Source organism: Rhizobium sp. WYJ-E13, assembly GCF_018987265.1.
GTDB lineage: Bacteria > Pseudomonadota > Alphaproteobacteria > Rhizobiales > Rhizobiaceae > Rhizobium.
The window spans coordinates 3,519,754-3,532,500 of the sequence record NZ_CP076853.1 but is presented as its reverse complement, the minus strand read 5'-3'; the positions used below and the strand labels follow the sequence as shown (position 1 = coordinate 3,532,500).

Annotated in this window: 10 protein-coding genes, 1 tRNA gene, 2 rRNA genes and 1 pseudogene (1 of these 14 only partly in view); 12 read left to right on the top strand and 2 right to left on the bottom strand. The window is 57.0% G+C overall.

Annotated features, from left to right (window positions below):
* From KQ933_RS17585 to KQ933_RS17560, 6 genes and pseudogenes are all read left to right on the top strand, one after another.
* Positions 1-1,587, top strand: a 23S ribosomal RNA gene (locus KQ933_RS17585); it begins 1,300 nt to the left of the window's first position.
* Positions 1,588-1,839: 252 nt separating this feature from the next.
* A 5S ribosomal RNA gene (gene rrf / locus KQ933_RS17580) occupies positions 1,840-1,954 on the top strand.
* Between the two features lie 440 nt (positions 1,955-2,394).
* Positions 2,395-2,471: transfer RNA gene (locus KQ933_RS17575), tRNA-Met, on the top strand.
* A 179-nt stretch (positions 2,472-2,650) separates the two neighbouring features.
* A pseudogene (locus KQ933_RS17570) lies at positions 2,651-3,840 on the top strand (IS3 family transposase).
* Between the two features lie 514 nt (positions 3,841-4,354).
* Positions 4,355-4,597 (top strand): hypothetical protein, encoded by a 243-nt coding sequence (locus KQ933_RS17565; RefSeq protein ID WP_216756058.1) that lies wholly within the window; start codon positions 4,355-4,357, stop codon positions 4,595-4,597.
* 17 nt (positions 4,598-4,614) lie between these two features.
* Entirely contained in the window at positions 4,615-4,968 is a 354-nt protein-coding gene (locus KQ933_RS17560) for an EF-hand domain-containing protein (RefSeq protein WP_216758941.1), read from the top strand.
* A 154-nt stretch (positions 4,969-5,122) separates the two neighbouring features.
* Here KQ933_RS17560 and KQ933_RS17555 read toward each other — a convergent pair whose 3' ends face one another.
* Together KQ933_RS17555 and KQ933_RS17550 are read right to left on the bottom strand one after the other, a co-directional pair.
* On the bottom strand, positions 5,123-6,121 hold the full coding sequence (locus KQ933_RS17555) for an ABC transporter permease (RefSeq protein ID WP_216756057.1): 999 nt from the start codon (positions 6,119-6,121) through the stop codon (positions 5,123-5,125).
* A 43-nt stretch (positions 6,122-6,164) separates the two neighbouring features.
* Positions 6,165-6,905 (bottom strand): ATP-binding cassette domain-containing protein, encoded by a 741-nt coding sequence (locus KQ933_RS17550; protein WP_216756056.1) that lies wholly within the window; start codon positions 6,903-6,905, stop codon positions 6,165-6,167.
* Between the two features lie 256 nt (positions 6,906-7,161).
* Between KQ933_RS17550 and KQ933_RS17545 the strand changes: the two genes are divergently transcribed.
* The 6 genes from KQ933_RS17545 (at position 7,162) to KQ933_RS17520 (ending at position 12,742) form a co-directional block, all read left to right on the top strand.
* Entirely contained in the window at positions 7,162-8,142 is a 981-nt protein-coding gene (locus tag KQ933_RS17545) for an NAD(P)-dependent oxidoreductase (RefSeq protein ID WP_216756055.1), read from the top strand.
* Between the two features lie 48 nt (positions 8,143-8,190).
* Positions 8,191-9,177, top strand: coding sequence for a substrate-binding domain-containing protein (locus KQ933_RS17540; protein WP_216756054.1), 987 nt, complete (start codon positions 8,191-8,193; stop codon positions 9,175-9,177).
* A gap of 195 nt (positions 9,178-9,372) precedes the next feature.
* Positions 9,373-10,155 (top strand): FadR/GntR family transcriptional regulator, encoded by a 783-nt coding sequence (locus tag KQ933_RS17535; protein WP_216756053.1) that lies wholly within the window; start codon positions 9,373-9,375, stop codon positions 10,153-10,155.
* A 532-nt stretch (positions 10,156-10,687) separates the two neighbouring features.
* Positions 10,688-11,476: a hypothetical protein gene (locus KQ933_RS17530; protein WP_216756052.1), complete on the top strand. Its 789-nt coding sequence runs from the start codon at positions 10,688-10,690 to the stop codon at positions 11,474-11,476.
* 151 nt (positions 11,477-11,627) lie between these two features.
* A complete protein-coding gene (locus KQ933_RS17525; RefSeq protein ID WP_216756051.1) occupies positions 11,628-12,416 on the top strand; it encodes a DUF2092 domain-containing protein in 789 nt (262 codons plus the stop codon).
* A complete protein-coding gene (locus KQ933_RS17520; protein WP_216756050.1) occupies positions 12,413-12,742 on the top strand; it encodes a hypothetical protein in 330 nt (109 codons plus the stop codon). Before KQ933_RS17525 ends, KQ933_RS17520 begins: the two co-directional genes overlap by 4 nt.
* Positions 12,743-12,747 lie beyond the last annotated feature (5 nt).

The following is a 12,747-nucleotide window of genomic DNA, read 5'->3' as shown; positions in this document are numbered from 1 at the left end:
TCTTTGAGGAGTGGTAGCGGAGCGTTCCGTAAGCTGATGAAGGGAGACCCGTGAGGGCTCCTGGAGGTATCGGAAGTGCGAATGTTGACATGAGTAACGATAAAGAGGGTGAGAGACCCTCTCGCCGAAAGACCAAGGGTTCCTGCTTAAAGTTAATCTGAGCAGGGTTAGCCGGCCCCTAAGACGAGGCGGACACGCGTAGTCGATGGGAACCACGTTAATATTCGTGGGCCTGGTGGAAGTGACGGATCGCACAAGTTGTTCATTCTTATTGGATTGGATGGGCAGCGGAGCGGTTCCAGGAAATAGCTCCACCGTATAGACCGTACCCGAAACCGACACAGGTGGTCAGGTAGAGTATACCAAGGCGCTTGAGAGAACTATGTTGAAGGAACTCGGCAAATTGCACGCGTAACTTCGGAAGAAGCGTGACCCCATTTTACGCAAGTATGATGGGGTGGCACAGACCAGGGGGTAGCGACTGTTTATCAAAAACACAGGGCTCTGCGAAGTCGCAAGACGACGTATAGGGTCTGACGCCTGCCCGGTGCTGGAAGGTTAAGAGGAGAGGTGCAAGCTTTGAATCGAAGCCCCAGTAAACGGCGGCCGTAACTATAACGGTCCTAAGGTAGCGAAATTCCTTGTCGGGTAAGTTCCGACCTGCACGAATGGCGTAACGACTTCCCCGCTGTCTCCAACATAGACTCAGTGAAATTGAATTCCCCGTGAAGATGCGGGGTTCCTGCGGTCAGACGGAAAGACCCCGTGCACCTTTACTATAGCTTTACACTGGCATTCGTGTCGGCATGTGTAGGATAGGTGGTAGGCTTTGAAGCAGGGACGCCAGTTTCTGTGGAGCCATCCTTGAAATACCACCCTTATCGTCATGGATGTCTAACCGCGGCCCGTTATCCGGGTCCGGGACAGTGTATGGTGGGTAGTTTGACTGGGGCGGTCGCCTCCGAAAGAGTAACGGAGGCGCGCGATGGTGGGCTCAGACCGGTCGGAAATCGGTCGTCGAGTGCAATGGCATAAGCCCGCCTGACTGCGAGACTGACAAGTCGAGCAGAGACGAAAGTCGGTCATAGTGATCCGGTGGTCCCGCGTGGAAGGGCCATCGCTCAACGGATAAAAGGTACGCCGGGGATAACAGGCTGATGACCCCCAAGAGTCCATATCGACGGGGTTGTTTGGCACCTCGATGTCGGCTCATCGCATCCTGGGGCTGGAGCAGGTCCCAAGGGTTTGGCTGTTCGCCAATTAAAGCGGTACGTGAGCTGGGTTCAGAACGTCGTGAGACAGTTCGGTCCCTATCTGCCGTGGGTGTAGGAATATTGACAGGATCTGTCCCTAGTACGAGAGGACCGGGATGGACATATCTCTGGTGGACCTGTTGTCCTGCCAAGGGCATAGCAGGGTAGCTATATATGGACGGGATAACCGCTGAAGGCATCTAAGCGGGAAACCCACCTGGAAACGAGTGTTCCCTATCAGAGCCGTGGAAGACGACCACGTTGATAGGCCGGGTGTGGAAGTGCGGCAACGCATGAAGCTTACCGGTACTAATAGCTCGATTGGCTTGATCGTTCTCATTGACTATGCTCATCGCCCGGCGAATGCACCGCATTCGTCCGGTAGTTCGATGAGCCTGACCTTCTGTCCTCACGCGCCATAGGCGCTGCGGACGGCGCGCCGGACAACCGGCGACGCGCTTTGCGCTTGCGGAGCTTTGCTCCGACGGTGCCTCGCGAAAGGTAAGACGTGTTCAAAACCAATCACTGACGACTACTTATTAGTCGCTCAGTGAACCAGCTTCTCACACAAGTTGCGCTTCGCTGACCTGGTGGTTATGGCGGGGTGGCTGCACCCGTTCCCTTTCCGAACACGGCCGTGAAACGCCCCAGCGCCTATGGTACTTCGTCTTAAGACGCGGGAGAGTCGGTCGCTGCCAGGTCTGCTAAACGCAACTCGTGAAAAACGCATGTGCCCGAAGCTGAACAAGCTTCGGAAAGCAACATGCGCAAAATCGACAACAATCTTCTCTGAACGAAACCAACGGCCCAAAGCCGATACAAAGGGCCGCTTCCAAAGCGGCCTTTCGTCTTTAGCGCCCTATATCATGAACACGAGACAAATTGCTTCGCAATTTGCTCGGCAACAATCCGCAAAGCGCAAGCGCTTTGCGTAGCCGCGACAAATCCTACGGATTTGCGCAATCGGTCTTTTGCCAACAGGCAAAAGACCTGGACGGACGACACAAGTGTCGCCTGGATAACGCGGGGTGGAGCAGCCCGTTCGGCCTAAGATCGATCCACCGGATCGATCTCTTAACGGCCTCACCTCGTCAGGCTACGCCTGACATCGCTCCCGGGCACAACGTCCGGAATGAAATATCGCGGGGTGGAGCAGCCCGGTAGCTCGTCAGGCTCATAACCTGAAGGCCGCAGGTTCAAATCCTGCCCCCGCAACCAAGCTTTCCTATCTTCCCCGATACCACGACCAGTTATCGTCGGCGCGAAGACTGCATCTTCGCTGGCAAGCGTAGCGCGTCGGCAGCTAAGATCTCCGTAACCTGAAGGCTGAGCGTGACCTTGCCCCGGTGAAATAATCCATTTTGAAGTAAGCTCTGGCCCATTGAGAGGACCAGGGGATGAAGCGCAACCGTTTCACAGACGAACAGATTATCGGCATTCTGAAGGAGCACGAGGCGGGCACGCCGGTCTCGGAGCTTTGCCGCAAGCACGGTGTCAGCGATGCCAGTATCTATAAGTGGAAAGCCAAGTTCGGCGGCATGGACGTGTCCGAAGCCAAGCGGCTGAAGACGCTGGAGGACGAGAACACGAAGCTGAAACGGCTTTTGGCGGATGCCATGCTCGATAACGCTGCTTTAAAAGACCTTTTGGGAAAGAAGTGGTGACGCCTGCAGCAAAGCGAAATGCTGTCGCCCATCTGATGAACCAACATCGGATGAGCGAACGGCGGGCGTGTAAAGCCATCGGCGTTTGCCGGATGACGATCCGTTACGAGACCAAGCGCGAAGATGATCATGAGCTTCGCGCGCGAATGAAGGCGTTGGCGCATGAACGCCGCCACTTTGGATATCGACGCCTTCATGTGCTGCTCCGGCGCGAGGGACACCTCGTGAACCACAAGAAGCTCTTCCGGCTCTATCGGTAGGAGAAGCTGACGGTACGCAAGCGCGGCGGTCGCAAGCGAGTGATCGGCACACGAGCACCGATGCTTGTCCCGATGGCGGCCAATGATCGTTGGTCGCTGGACTTCGTGTCGGATCAACTCACCGATGGGCGCAGGTTGCGGATTTTGACCGTTGTCGATGATCGCATGAGGGAGTGCTTGGCGCTCGTCGCCGATACATCGCTTTCCGGCCTGCGCGTCGCGCGAGAGCTTGACCGGATCATCGAGGAGCGTGGCAAACCCAGGATGATAGTCTGTGACAACGGCAGCGAGTTCACCAGCAACGCGATCTTGCGATGGACGGACCTGGCCAAGGTGGAATGGCACTATATCGCGCCCGGCAAGCCGATCCAGAACGCCTTCATCGAAAGCTTCAATGGGCGGCTGCGAGACGAGTTCCTGAATGAGACCCTCTTCTCGTCACTGACCCATGCTCGATCAGCGCTTTCAAACTGGCGCAGCGATTACAACGACCACCGACCGCACTCTGGACTCGGCAGGATGACACCTGCCGAGTTCGCTCAGACCATCAACCCGCGACGTGATGCGGTGCTGCGCAGCCGAAATGGCTCCGCACCGCAACCCGCCGCTACCGCCGCAATTACAGCAACCCAAAACCGCTGGAGCGAACTCAAAGCTGGATAAAACTTGGGGGCAAGGTCAAGCGCAGTGAACGGGATAAAACCTGCCAACCCAAGCAATCCTTTCCGGCTTTTTGTGTTAAGGGGCGGCAAAGATCGCTCAAAAGGCCGATCTGCCGTACGAGCCGGCGACTGACCTACGGGCGACGCACCCAGGGAACAGTTTGACGTGCTGTGTTGCGCCGGCTTCGCGGCCGGAAGGCAGACCGGCGACCGCCCCAGCAGGACAGGAGCGGTCTTGGAGGATTGAAACCAGCGGGCTGATCTCGCTTCGGCAGGACATCAACGGCGGAGACAGGCGCCCCGGTGTTGTCTTCAGCCATGCGCAGTGGTAGTATTTAACAGTATTGTTGCAGCTTTGGCGCGCGCTCTGCATGTTTTTGCCTGTGGGTTGCTTCTGATTGGCGGAGAATCTCCCGCAGATGAGGAACATACCCGCAGATTGTTTTCGACCGCCGCCGCTCAACGGTGCCTCCGCCTGTTTGTCTTAAACGTGAATGGATATACTGGAGGAAAAAATGACCAAGTGCACCATAGGTCTTACTCTCTTAGGCTGCCTTGCTTTGTCTGGCTGCCAATCCGCTGCGACGTCCCAAGGAGGGCGCAGCAACGAGTTCGGCTGCATCGCTGGCACGGTCGGCGGCGCGGTCGTCGGCGGATTGCTTGGCGCGACCATTGGCTCGGGGACTGGACAGCTTTGGGCCGTTGGCGGCGGCGCCACGCTGGGCGCCGCGGGCGGCAGTGCCTTGACATGTCATTGATGCGGAAGGTCGGGATGATGAAAAGAGTAGCCCTACTGACGGGATTCGTTTTTTTTGCCGCCATTGCAGCCGTCGCGCAGAGTCAACCGGTGGCCATGAACCAAGGCCAAATGGACCGGCTCGATCGTGACAAGAATGGAGCGGTCGACCGATCTGAATATCAAACCTTCATGACGTCGGCCTTCGCGGGCCTGGATAAGAACAAGGACGGCAATCTGAACTCTGACGAAGTTGTCGGAGTCCTGACTGTCCAGCAGTTCTCCACCACGGACGCCAACAGTGACGGCAAGGTCAGCCAGAACGAGTTTCTGAATAGGGTTATGGCGGACTTCAAAGCCGCCGACCGCGGCGGGGACGGGAGCCTGCAGTAACGCACAAGCGACCCAGCGCCAAGGCAAGCGTGTTTCCACTTGCCTCTACGCAATGGCGACGGCTAGATGTTCGCCCGGTAGGCTTCACTCAGGTGAGCCTCACATAGTTTATCATGCCGTCCCGGAGGCTTGAGGATCTGAGACCGGGGTTCGCCTATTCGTCGCGTCGCAAGTTGCGAATTCGGTCGAAAAGAACGGCAAGGACAATTGCACCGCCGATAAAGCTACCTTGCCAGAAGGCGTTGATGCCGAGCAGGCCAAGACTGTTGCGGATCACCTCGATGAGCGCGGCTCCGATCAACGCCCCAAAGGCGGTGCCGACGCCGCCAGCCAGGTTGGCGCCGCCGATAACCGCAGCGGCGATAACTTGAAGTTCCATCCCGGCGCCGATATTTGTGGTGACTGCGCCGAGCCAACCGGTTTGGATGATGCCGGCAACCCCCGCGGATAGGGCGGAAATCATGTAGACGATGACCTTGATCCTCTGCACGGGAACGCCCGTCAGCGTCGCTGCGTGCTCATTGCCGCCGATGGCAAAAACATAGCGGCCGAACTTAGTCCAGCGCAGCACAAAACCGGTTATGAGTGCCAGCACGACCATGTAAAGCACTGGATTGGCGATACCGAAAAGCCAGGCGCCGCCACCCAGCGCCAGCAGTTTGTCGTGATCAGGCCCGAACTGGAAAACAACAGTATTGTTGGACGCAACCATCGCAAGGCTGCGCGCAATCGACAACATGCCGAGCGTAACGACGAAAGGCGGGAAGCCGAGATAGGCAATCAACAGCCCGTTGAAAGCTCCGACCAAAAGAGCAGTACCGATCGAGGCGGCGATGCCGACTTCAATGCTGTATCCCGCGTGCATGACGACCGCCAGTACCATGCTGCACAGGCAAAGCACGGAGCCAACGGACAGATCGATGCCGCCGGTGATGATGACCAGCGTCATGCCCAGCGCGATAATTGCGACGAACGTGACGTTGCGGGTGATGTTGTAGATGTTCTTTGCCGTTGCAAAGGAGTCTGTCGCCATCGACAGAAAAATGCAGGCGAGAATGACCGCGATCAGAACCCAGAATGTCTGGCCGCCCAGGATCGTTGCAAACCAGCTCCGTTGCTTCTGTCTGATCGTCTGGTCAAGTGTAATCGCCATCGTCGACCTTCTTCTTTCTTGCTGCTGCAACGGACAGCATCGATCACACCTGTTCGATGGCGCCAGTAATAAGTCCCGTCACTTCCTCGGGCGAACTTGCTGCAATCGGCTTGTCGGCCACTTTTCTGCCACGCCGCATCACGATCACGCGGTCTGCGACCGAAAAGACGTCGGGCATGCGGTGGCTAATCAGGACAACAACAATGCCCCGGTCACGCAATTGACGGATCAGATTCAGAACCTCAGCCACCTGGCGCACGGAAATGGCGGCTGTCGGCTCGTCCATCAGCACGATTTTCGCTTCAGACAGCATCGTCCGGCCAATTGCGACCGCCTGCCGCTGACCACCTGACATTTGCTTGACGAGATCACGTGGCCGCGTCTCGGATTTCAGCTCGCGGAAAATCTCGCCGGCGCGTTTGTACATGGTCTTGTAGTCGAGGATGCGAAATGGCCATATGCCGCGGCGTAATTCGCGGCCGAGAAATACGTTTGCCGCCGCCGTAAGGTTGTTGCAGAGCGCCAGATCCTGATGAACGATCTCGATGCCATGCTGGCGCGCCTCCTTCGGCCGATGAAGCACAATCTCAGCACCGTCGAGGCGCATGATTCCGTGGCTCGGCCGAAAGTTGCCGGCGATCATCTTGACCAATGTGGACTTGCCGGCGCCGTTATCACCCATGAGGCCGACCACTTGCCCCGCTTCGAGCGAAAACGAAACATCGTTGACGGCCTGGATGGCACCGAAATGTTTGGAAATATTGGTGAGCTCGAGAACCGCCACCAGCCTCCTGGCCTCCCAAAAACGTGTCGCTATCGCTTCGCTCCTAACCTGGCCTGTTTTCGACGAGGCTCAAGCGAATTCGCCTTTCCAATATCCTCCCATGAAAAGCGATTATTAGCATTTACGCAAAACCCCGCGACAGCGTCAACTCATTGTCCGAGGCGTCTGGCCCATTGTACCAAAAATCTGTTTTGTCGGACAAATATCATTTGACGGAAGCGGTGCCCGAATATTAGCTATTACTGGGAGAGAGAGCATGCTGATCCTTGTTACCGGTGCGACGGGCAAGGTCGGGCGGCGCTTCATTGCTGGGCTGCTTGACGATCCGAGATTTTCCAAAGCTCGCATTCGCGCGCTTTATCATAATCGTGTGTGTGATGAAACCGACCGTGTCGAAGTCATCCGTGGCTCGATCGCCGATCGCGATGTTGTGGCCGCTGCTCTCTCTGATGTTACCCATGTCGTGCATCTCGCCACATGCAAGGAAACGCCTGAAGACATTATGGACGTTGCGGTCAAAGGTCTCTTTTGGCTGCTTGAGGAGTTTCGTACGAGTGTCTCGGCACGCCAGTTCATCCTGATCGGCGGCGATGCGGGCATAGGGCATTTCCACTATCGCCATAACGGCCCGATCACCGAAAGTGCCCCTCATTGCGCTTATCCGGGAAGCTATGCGCTCTCCAAGGTTCTGGAAGAGGTCATGCTGGAGCAGTTTGGCATTCAGTACGGCCTCAATGGCTGTTGTCTGCGCGCGCCTTGGATCATGGAAAAGGACGACTTCAAGTATTCGCTGTCCTTTGGAGATGACGTCTTTGGCGGCCCGGACTGGAAGACGCTCGTCCCGGAAGAAGCGGCGCGGCGCTATGCAGCTATGGGTACGGTGCCGCTGCTGCTCGATGCTGACGGTCGTCCGCTGAAACGCAACTTCGTGCATGTCGATGACCTCGTATCGGCGATATTGGCAGCAATCGACAATCCCCGGGCGGAACGACAACTCTTTAATATCTGCATGGATCGTCCTGTCGACTATTCTGAAGTCGCCGCCTATCTGTCGCGCACGCGAAATCTCGGCTCTGTCGACATACCAAGCCGCTTTCATTCCAACTGGATGGACAACAGCAAGGCAAAATACCTGCTGGATTGGCGGCCAAACTACGATCTCGAAATGCTTATCGACTCGGCGTGGCAATACGAGCGTTCGAAGGAGGAGCCTCGTATCGTGTGGTATCCGGGTTGATTTCGTGTGGCGGGCATGCCGTGCCCGTCTGTTTCAAGGGAGGAAACCATGAGGAAGGCATTACTACTTACAGCCGCAGTTTTAGCATTGACCGCAGGGCAGGCGCTGGCCAAGAAGCAACTGGTCATCGTGGTGAAAGGTCTCGACAATCCGTTCTTCGAAGCAATCAATCAAGGTTGCCAGAAATGGAACAAGGAAAATCCGACTGCGGAATATGAGTGCTTCTACACCGGTCCGGCATCGACATCCGATGAAGCCGGCGAAGCGCAGATCGTTCAGGATATGTTGGGCAAGGCAGACACTGCCGCAATCGCAATTTCGCCATCAAACGCAAAGCTCATCGCCCAGACCCTGAAGACCGCCAATCCGAGCGTTCCGGTGATGACGCTTGATGCCGATCTTGCCGCCGAGGACGCGGCCTTACGCAAGACCTATCTCGGTACTGACAACTATCTGATGGGCGCACGTATCGGTGAGTACATCAAGAAAGCCAAGCCGAAAGGCGGCAAGATCTGTACGATCGAAGGCAATCCGGGAGCAGACAATATTCTGCGTCGCGCGCAAGGTATGCGTGACACGCTCACTGGCAAGAAGGGTCTTACGGAATTGAAAGGCGAGGGTGGCTGGACGGAAGTCGCCGGCTGCCCGGTCTTTACCAATGATGACGGTGCCAAAGGCGTGCAGGCAATGACCGATATTCTCGCGGCCAATCCCGACCTTGACGCATTCGGTATCATGGGCGGCTGGCCCCTGTTCGGCGCACCGCAACCCTATCGCGATCTGTTCAAGCCGATGGCTGAGAAGATTGCCAGCAACGAGTTCGTCATCGGTGCGGCAGACACGATCGGCGATGAGGTTGCCATTGCGAGGGAAGGCCTGGTGACTGCGCTCGTCGGCCAACGGCCGTTCGAGATGGGTTACAAGGCGCCTTCCGTGATGATGGATCTGATTGCCGGCAAGGCAGTTGAAGATCCGGTCTTCACCGGGCTCGATGAGTGCACGAAGGACACAGTCGATACCTGCATTCAAAAGTAGCGCTCGCGGTTTGGCGCACCCGGTACAAGGGTGCGCCGGCTGCCTCCACGAGATGGATCGAAAGATCTGCAGGGCTTGACGCGCCCTGAATTCCGCGCTTTGTGCCGGATTCAATCGCAGGCGACTTCCTCGTTATTACGATTGTTTTGATAATACGTGCAGACAGTCGAAGGAATGCTGAGGCAGTAGAAATAGATGCCTGACAAGAAATCGGGGAAGCCGACGACTCTGGTCGAGGTGGCGACGGCGGACCGTTCAGCCACTACAAGGCGCCCAAATGCTCCCCGTATGACTGGGGCGAGTGTTCATGTATCTTTGGCAGGCGAGATCGGCCTCCGGATCGTGCGCGGTGACTATCCGCCCGGCACGATCCTGCCAAACGAGGCAAAATGGTCGCAAGTCTTTGACGTCAGTCGGTCGGCGGTGCGCGAAGCAATCAAGATGCTGATGGCCAAGGGCCTGCTTTCTTCCCGCCCGAAAATCGGCAGTTGGGTCGAACCTAGGGAACGTTGGAACCTGCTGGATCGAGATGTATTGGGCTGGTATGCCGCGTCGCCCGATCGCGAAGCCTTTCTGAGGACCGTGCAAGAACTCAGGCATATGATCGAGCCGGAAGCGACTGCGCTTGCTGCGGAGCGCCGAACTGAGGAGCAAATGAATGCGATCAGTCAGGCCTTGCATGACATGGGTCAGGCGACATCACTCCAGCAGCGAACGGAAGCTGATACGCGATTTCATATCGCGATCTTGCGCGCCTCTGGAAATGATCTGCTGGTGCCGCTCGGCGTATTGATCGAATCGGCGCTGAACCATCTCTTCGCCCATGTCACGCGCGAAGAGGACGACTTGCTATATGTGCTGAAACTTCATGAAAATATTGAGAAAAGCATCCGACTGCAGCGATCGAACATGGCGCGCAACGCAGTCCGCAAAGTGCTGGCAAATACAGACCAACTGATAGCACGGTGGTCACGATAGAAGTTTCATCCTGTTCGGCCGGGGAAGTGGCCGCCAGTCGCGCGTGCGTATCTTCGCCAGTGTATATGCAAAGCCCGCAATAGAGGCCAAAAACAGGTCCGCCAAAAGCGGGCTTCTTTGTTGGTATCGGGACGACGATTTAGCACCCGGTCGAGGCGCACCTCCGCTTTTGCCAAGTTTTCGGGTGTTTGAGGCAGCAATGGGCCATGAGATTCTGTCGGCGTTTCCAATGAGCTGGAGGTTACTTCAAACAGAGCCAAGCTGGTATAAAGCATAGATAGCTGATGTTATTATCGCCTGCCAGCAGCGCGGAATGCATCCCGCGGCTAATCCATAAGCATAGTGCGTTAATCCTTGTCCGAATATTCGAGCCTAGTCTATAAAATTCGAATGTGCTAAATTTAAAGGCAAGTGGACGTTCCACGATTTCCGTTTGGCGACCTTCATCGACCTTTCGAGGTCCTGCTGTCTCATTCAGCTAAGGTATTTGTTTTCATGCCGTAAATCGATAAGCTTTCCAGGGAGGGGAACAATGCGAGAATGTGCATCTTCTCGAAGAGCGGCGCGGCGCGGGAGGCGCCGTTTGATCTTCGGATTATCGGTGCTCAGCGTCGTCTGTGCGGCCAGTCTTTTCGCCGGGATCGCTATCGCGCAGGCGCCCACCGACGAGCAGAAAAGCGCGGTCAGATCAGCCTGCCGATCCGATTTCATCGCACAATGCTCTGGCGTGCAGCCGGGAGGCATGGAGGCGCTGAACTGCCTGCAGCAACATGATTCCACACTTTCCGCCGCCTGCCGCGAGGCTGTCTCGGCTATAACGGCCAAACCCAAATCGACATCCGCAGAGCCAGTTCAAACGGCGCCTGTTACAACAGGTGCGACGCCGCCTGCCCCGGCAACCGGCGCTCAGCCGACCGAGGCGCAGCGCGATGCAGTCAAATCAGCCTGCCGCTCCGATTTCATGGCGCAATGCTCCGGTGTGGCCCCAGGCGGTGCGGCGGCGCTCGCCTGTCTGCAGCAGCATAGTGCCGGTCTGTCGGCTCCCTGTCAGCAGGCGGTCGCGGCCATCGGTGCAGCAGGTGCGCCAGCAACCGGTGCAGGAGCTGCCACGGCTACCGCACCGCCGGCGACCCGGCCGGCCGCCATGCCCGTCTTCTCTCCGCGCGAGGAAATGATGATCGTGCGCGAGACCTGCGGACCGGATTTCCGAGCCTTTTGCCGAATGGTGCCGATCGGCGGCGGGCGGGTCATCTCGTGCCTGCGGGACAATCTGCAGCGCATATCACCAGCCTGTCATAAGGTGCTGACCTCGGGATTGTAGCGGCCTTCCAATTCGCCTGGGTTCACTGGGAATGCCTGAACCCTCAGGCATTCCCAGTGAACCCACACCGCCATTCCGCTGTTGTCGCAGCACGATCCGAAATCCCTGTATTCGATGAATTCAATGACGACACAAGTGAAAGGCAATTGCTATGTCATCGACCTCTCATCTATCGCGATTGAAACGAATACTGAGCTATTCCGCTGTTGCTGGCGGCCTTGTACTACCAACCCATGCATGGGCGGATGATGCAAAAGATCTTCTGAATGCCATGTCCGATTTTCTAGTGGCGCAGAAGACCATCTCCTTCAACTACCAGTCATCGCTCGAAGCTGTAACCCCGGATTTCGAGAAGCTGCAATTTGTCAGTTCGGGTACAGCCAATATCACCCGGCCCGACAAACTGCGTGTCACGCGGACCGGAGGCTTTGCCGATATCGATGTCAGCTTCGACGGTTCGACGCTGACAGTGCATGGCAAGAACCTCGATGCCTATGCGAAGATCGAGGGCAAAGGCTCGCTCGATGATCTGATCGACAGGCTCGCCGATGCCGGCGTGGAAGCGCCAGGCGCCGATCTGCTCTCGTCTCGCGTCTATGACATCTTGATGTCCGACGTAACCGAGGCCAAGCACATCTCGAGCGCCTTCGTCGACGGTGTGGAATGCGAATATCTGACTTTCCGTACACCGGAACTCGACTGGCAGATCTGGATACAGACGGGTTCGCAGCCGGTACCGCGGCGCTATGTGATCACCAGCAAACACGTCGTCCAGGCGCCGCAATATACGCTTGAGATCAGCGACTTCAAAAGCGGGGCGGATGTTGCCGCCACCTCTTACAATATCGAGATCCCGGCCAATGCGAAGACCGTGGATCTGAGTGAACTCCAATCTATCGATGAGCTTCCGGCGCCCGCCGTTACAGGAGATATGCAATGACCCGCAGCAGGCTTTTTTTCGCCCTCTGCCTTGCCAGCGTAATGACCTTTACCGATTTTCGCCTGGAAGGGGAACGTTCACTACCGCTGTCGATCGGCTTTGCCACGCCGGCGGAGGCGGTCATCGGCCGTCCCTTGACGCCGCTCTCCTATGCGGGGGTGGCGCGTCGCACCACACGCCGGGTCGTCCGGCGCACGGCGACGACGATCGCCGTGCTGCCTCCAGGCTGCATTTATGGCCCTTATTATGGCGGCTATTATTATCGCTGCGGCGGCCTCTACTATGCCAAGAGCGGCGGGGTTTATGTGCAGGTAATCGTGCAATAGGCCGT

What these genes read in the sequence shown, in the direction of transcription:
- KQ933_RS17535 (WP_216756053.1), top strand. Translation starts at nt 9,373, where the DNA reads ATGCCTGACAAGAAATCGGGGAAGCCGACGACTCTGGTCGAGGTGGCG.
- KQ933_RS17520 (WP_216756050.1), top strand. Translation starts at nt 12,413, where the DNA reads ATGACCCGCAGCAGGCTTTTTTTCGCCCTCTGCCTTGCCAGCGTAATG.
- KQ933_RS17540 (WP_216756054.1), top strand. Translation starts at nt 8,191, where the DNA reads ATGAGGAAGGCATTACTACTTACAGCCGCAGTTTTAGCATTGACCGCA.
- KQ933_RS17555 (WP_216756057.1), bottom strand. Translation starts at nt 6,121, where the DNA reads ATGGCGATTACACTTGACCAGACGATCAGACAGAAGCAACGGAGCTGG.
- KQ933_RS17565 (WP_216756058.1), top strand. Translation starts at nt 4,355, where the DNA reads ATGACCAAGTGCACCATAGGTCTTACTCTCTTAGGCTGCCTTGCTTTG.
- KQ933_RS17560 (WP_216758941.1), top strand. Translation starts at nt 4,615, where the DNA reads ATGAAAAGAGTAGCCCTACTGACGGGATTCGTTTTTTTTGCCGCCATT.
- KQ933_RS17530 (WP_216756052.1), top strand. Translation starts at nt 10,688, where the DNA reads ATGCGAGAATGTGCATCTTCTCGAAGAGCGGCGCGGCGCGGGAGGCGC.
- KQ933_RS17545 (WP_216756055.1), top strand. Translation starts at nt 7,162, where the DNA reads ATGCTGATCCTTGTTACCGGTGCGACGGGCAAGGTCGGGCGGCGCTTC.
- KQ933_RS17525 (WP_216756051.1), top strand. Translation starts at nt 11,628, where the DNA reads ATGTCATCGACCTCTCATCTATCGCGATTGAAACGAATACTGAGCTAT.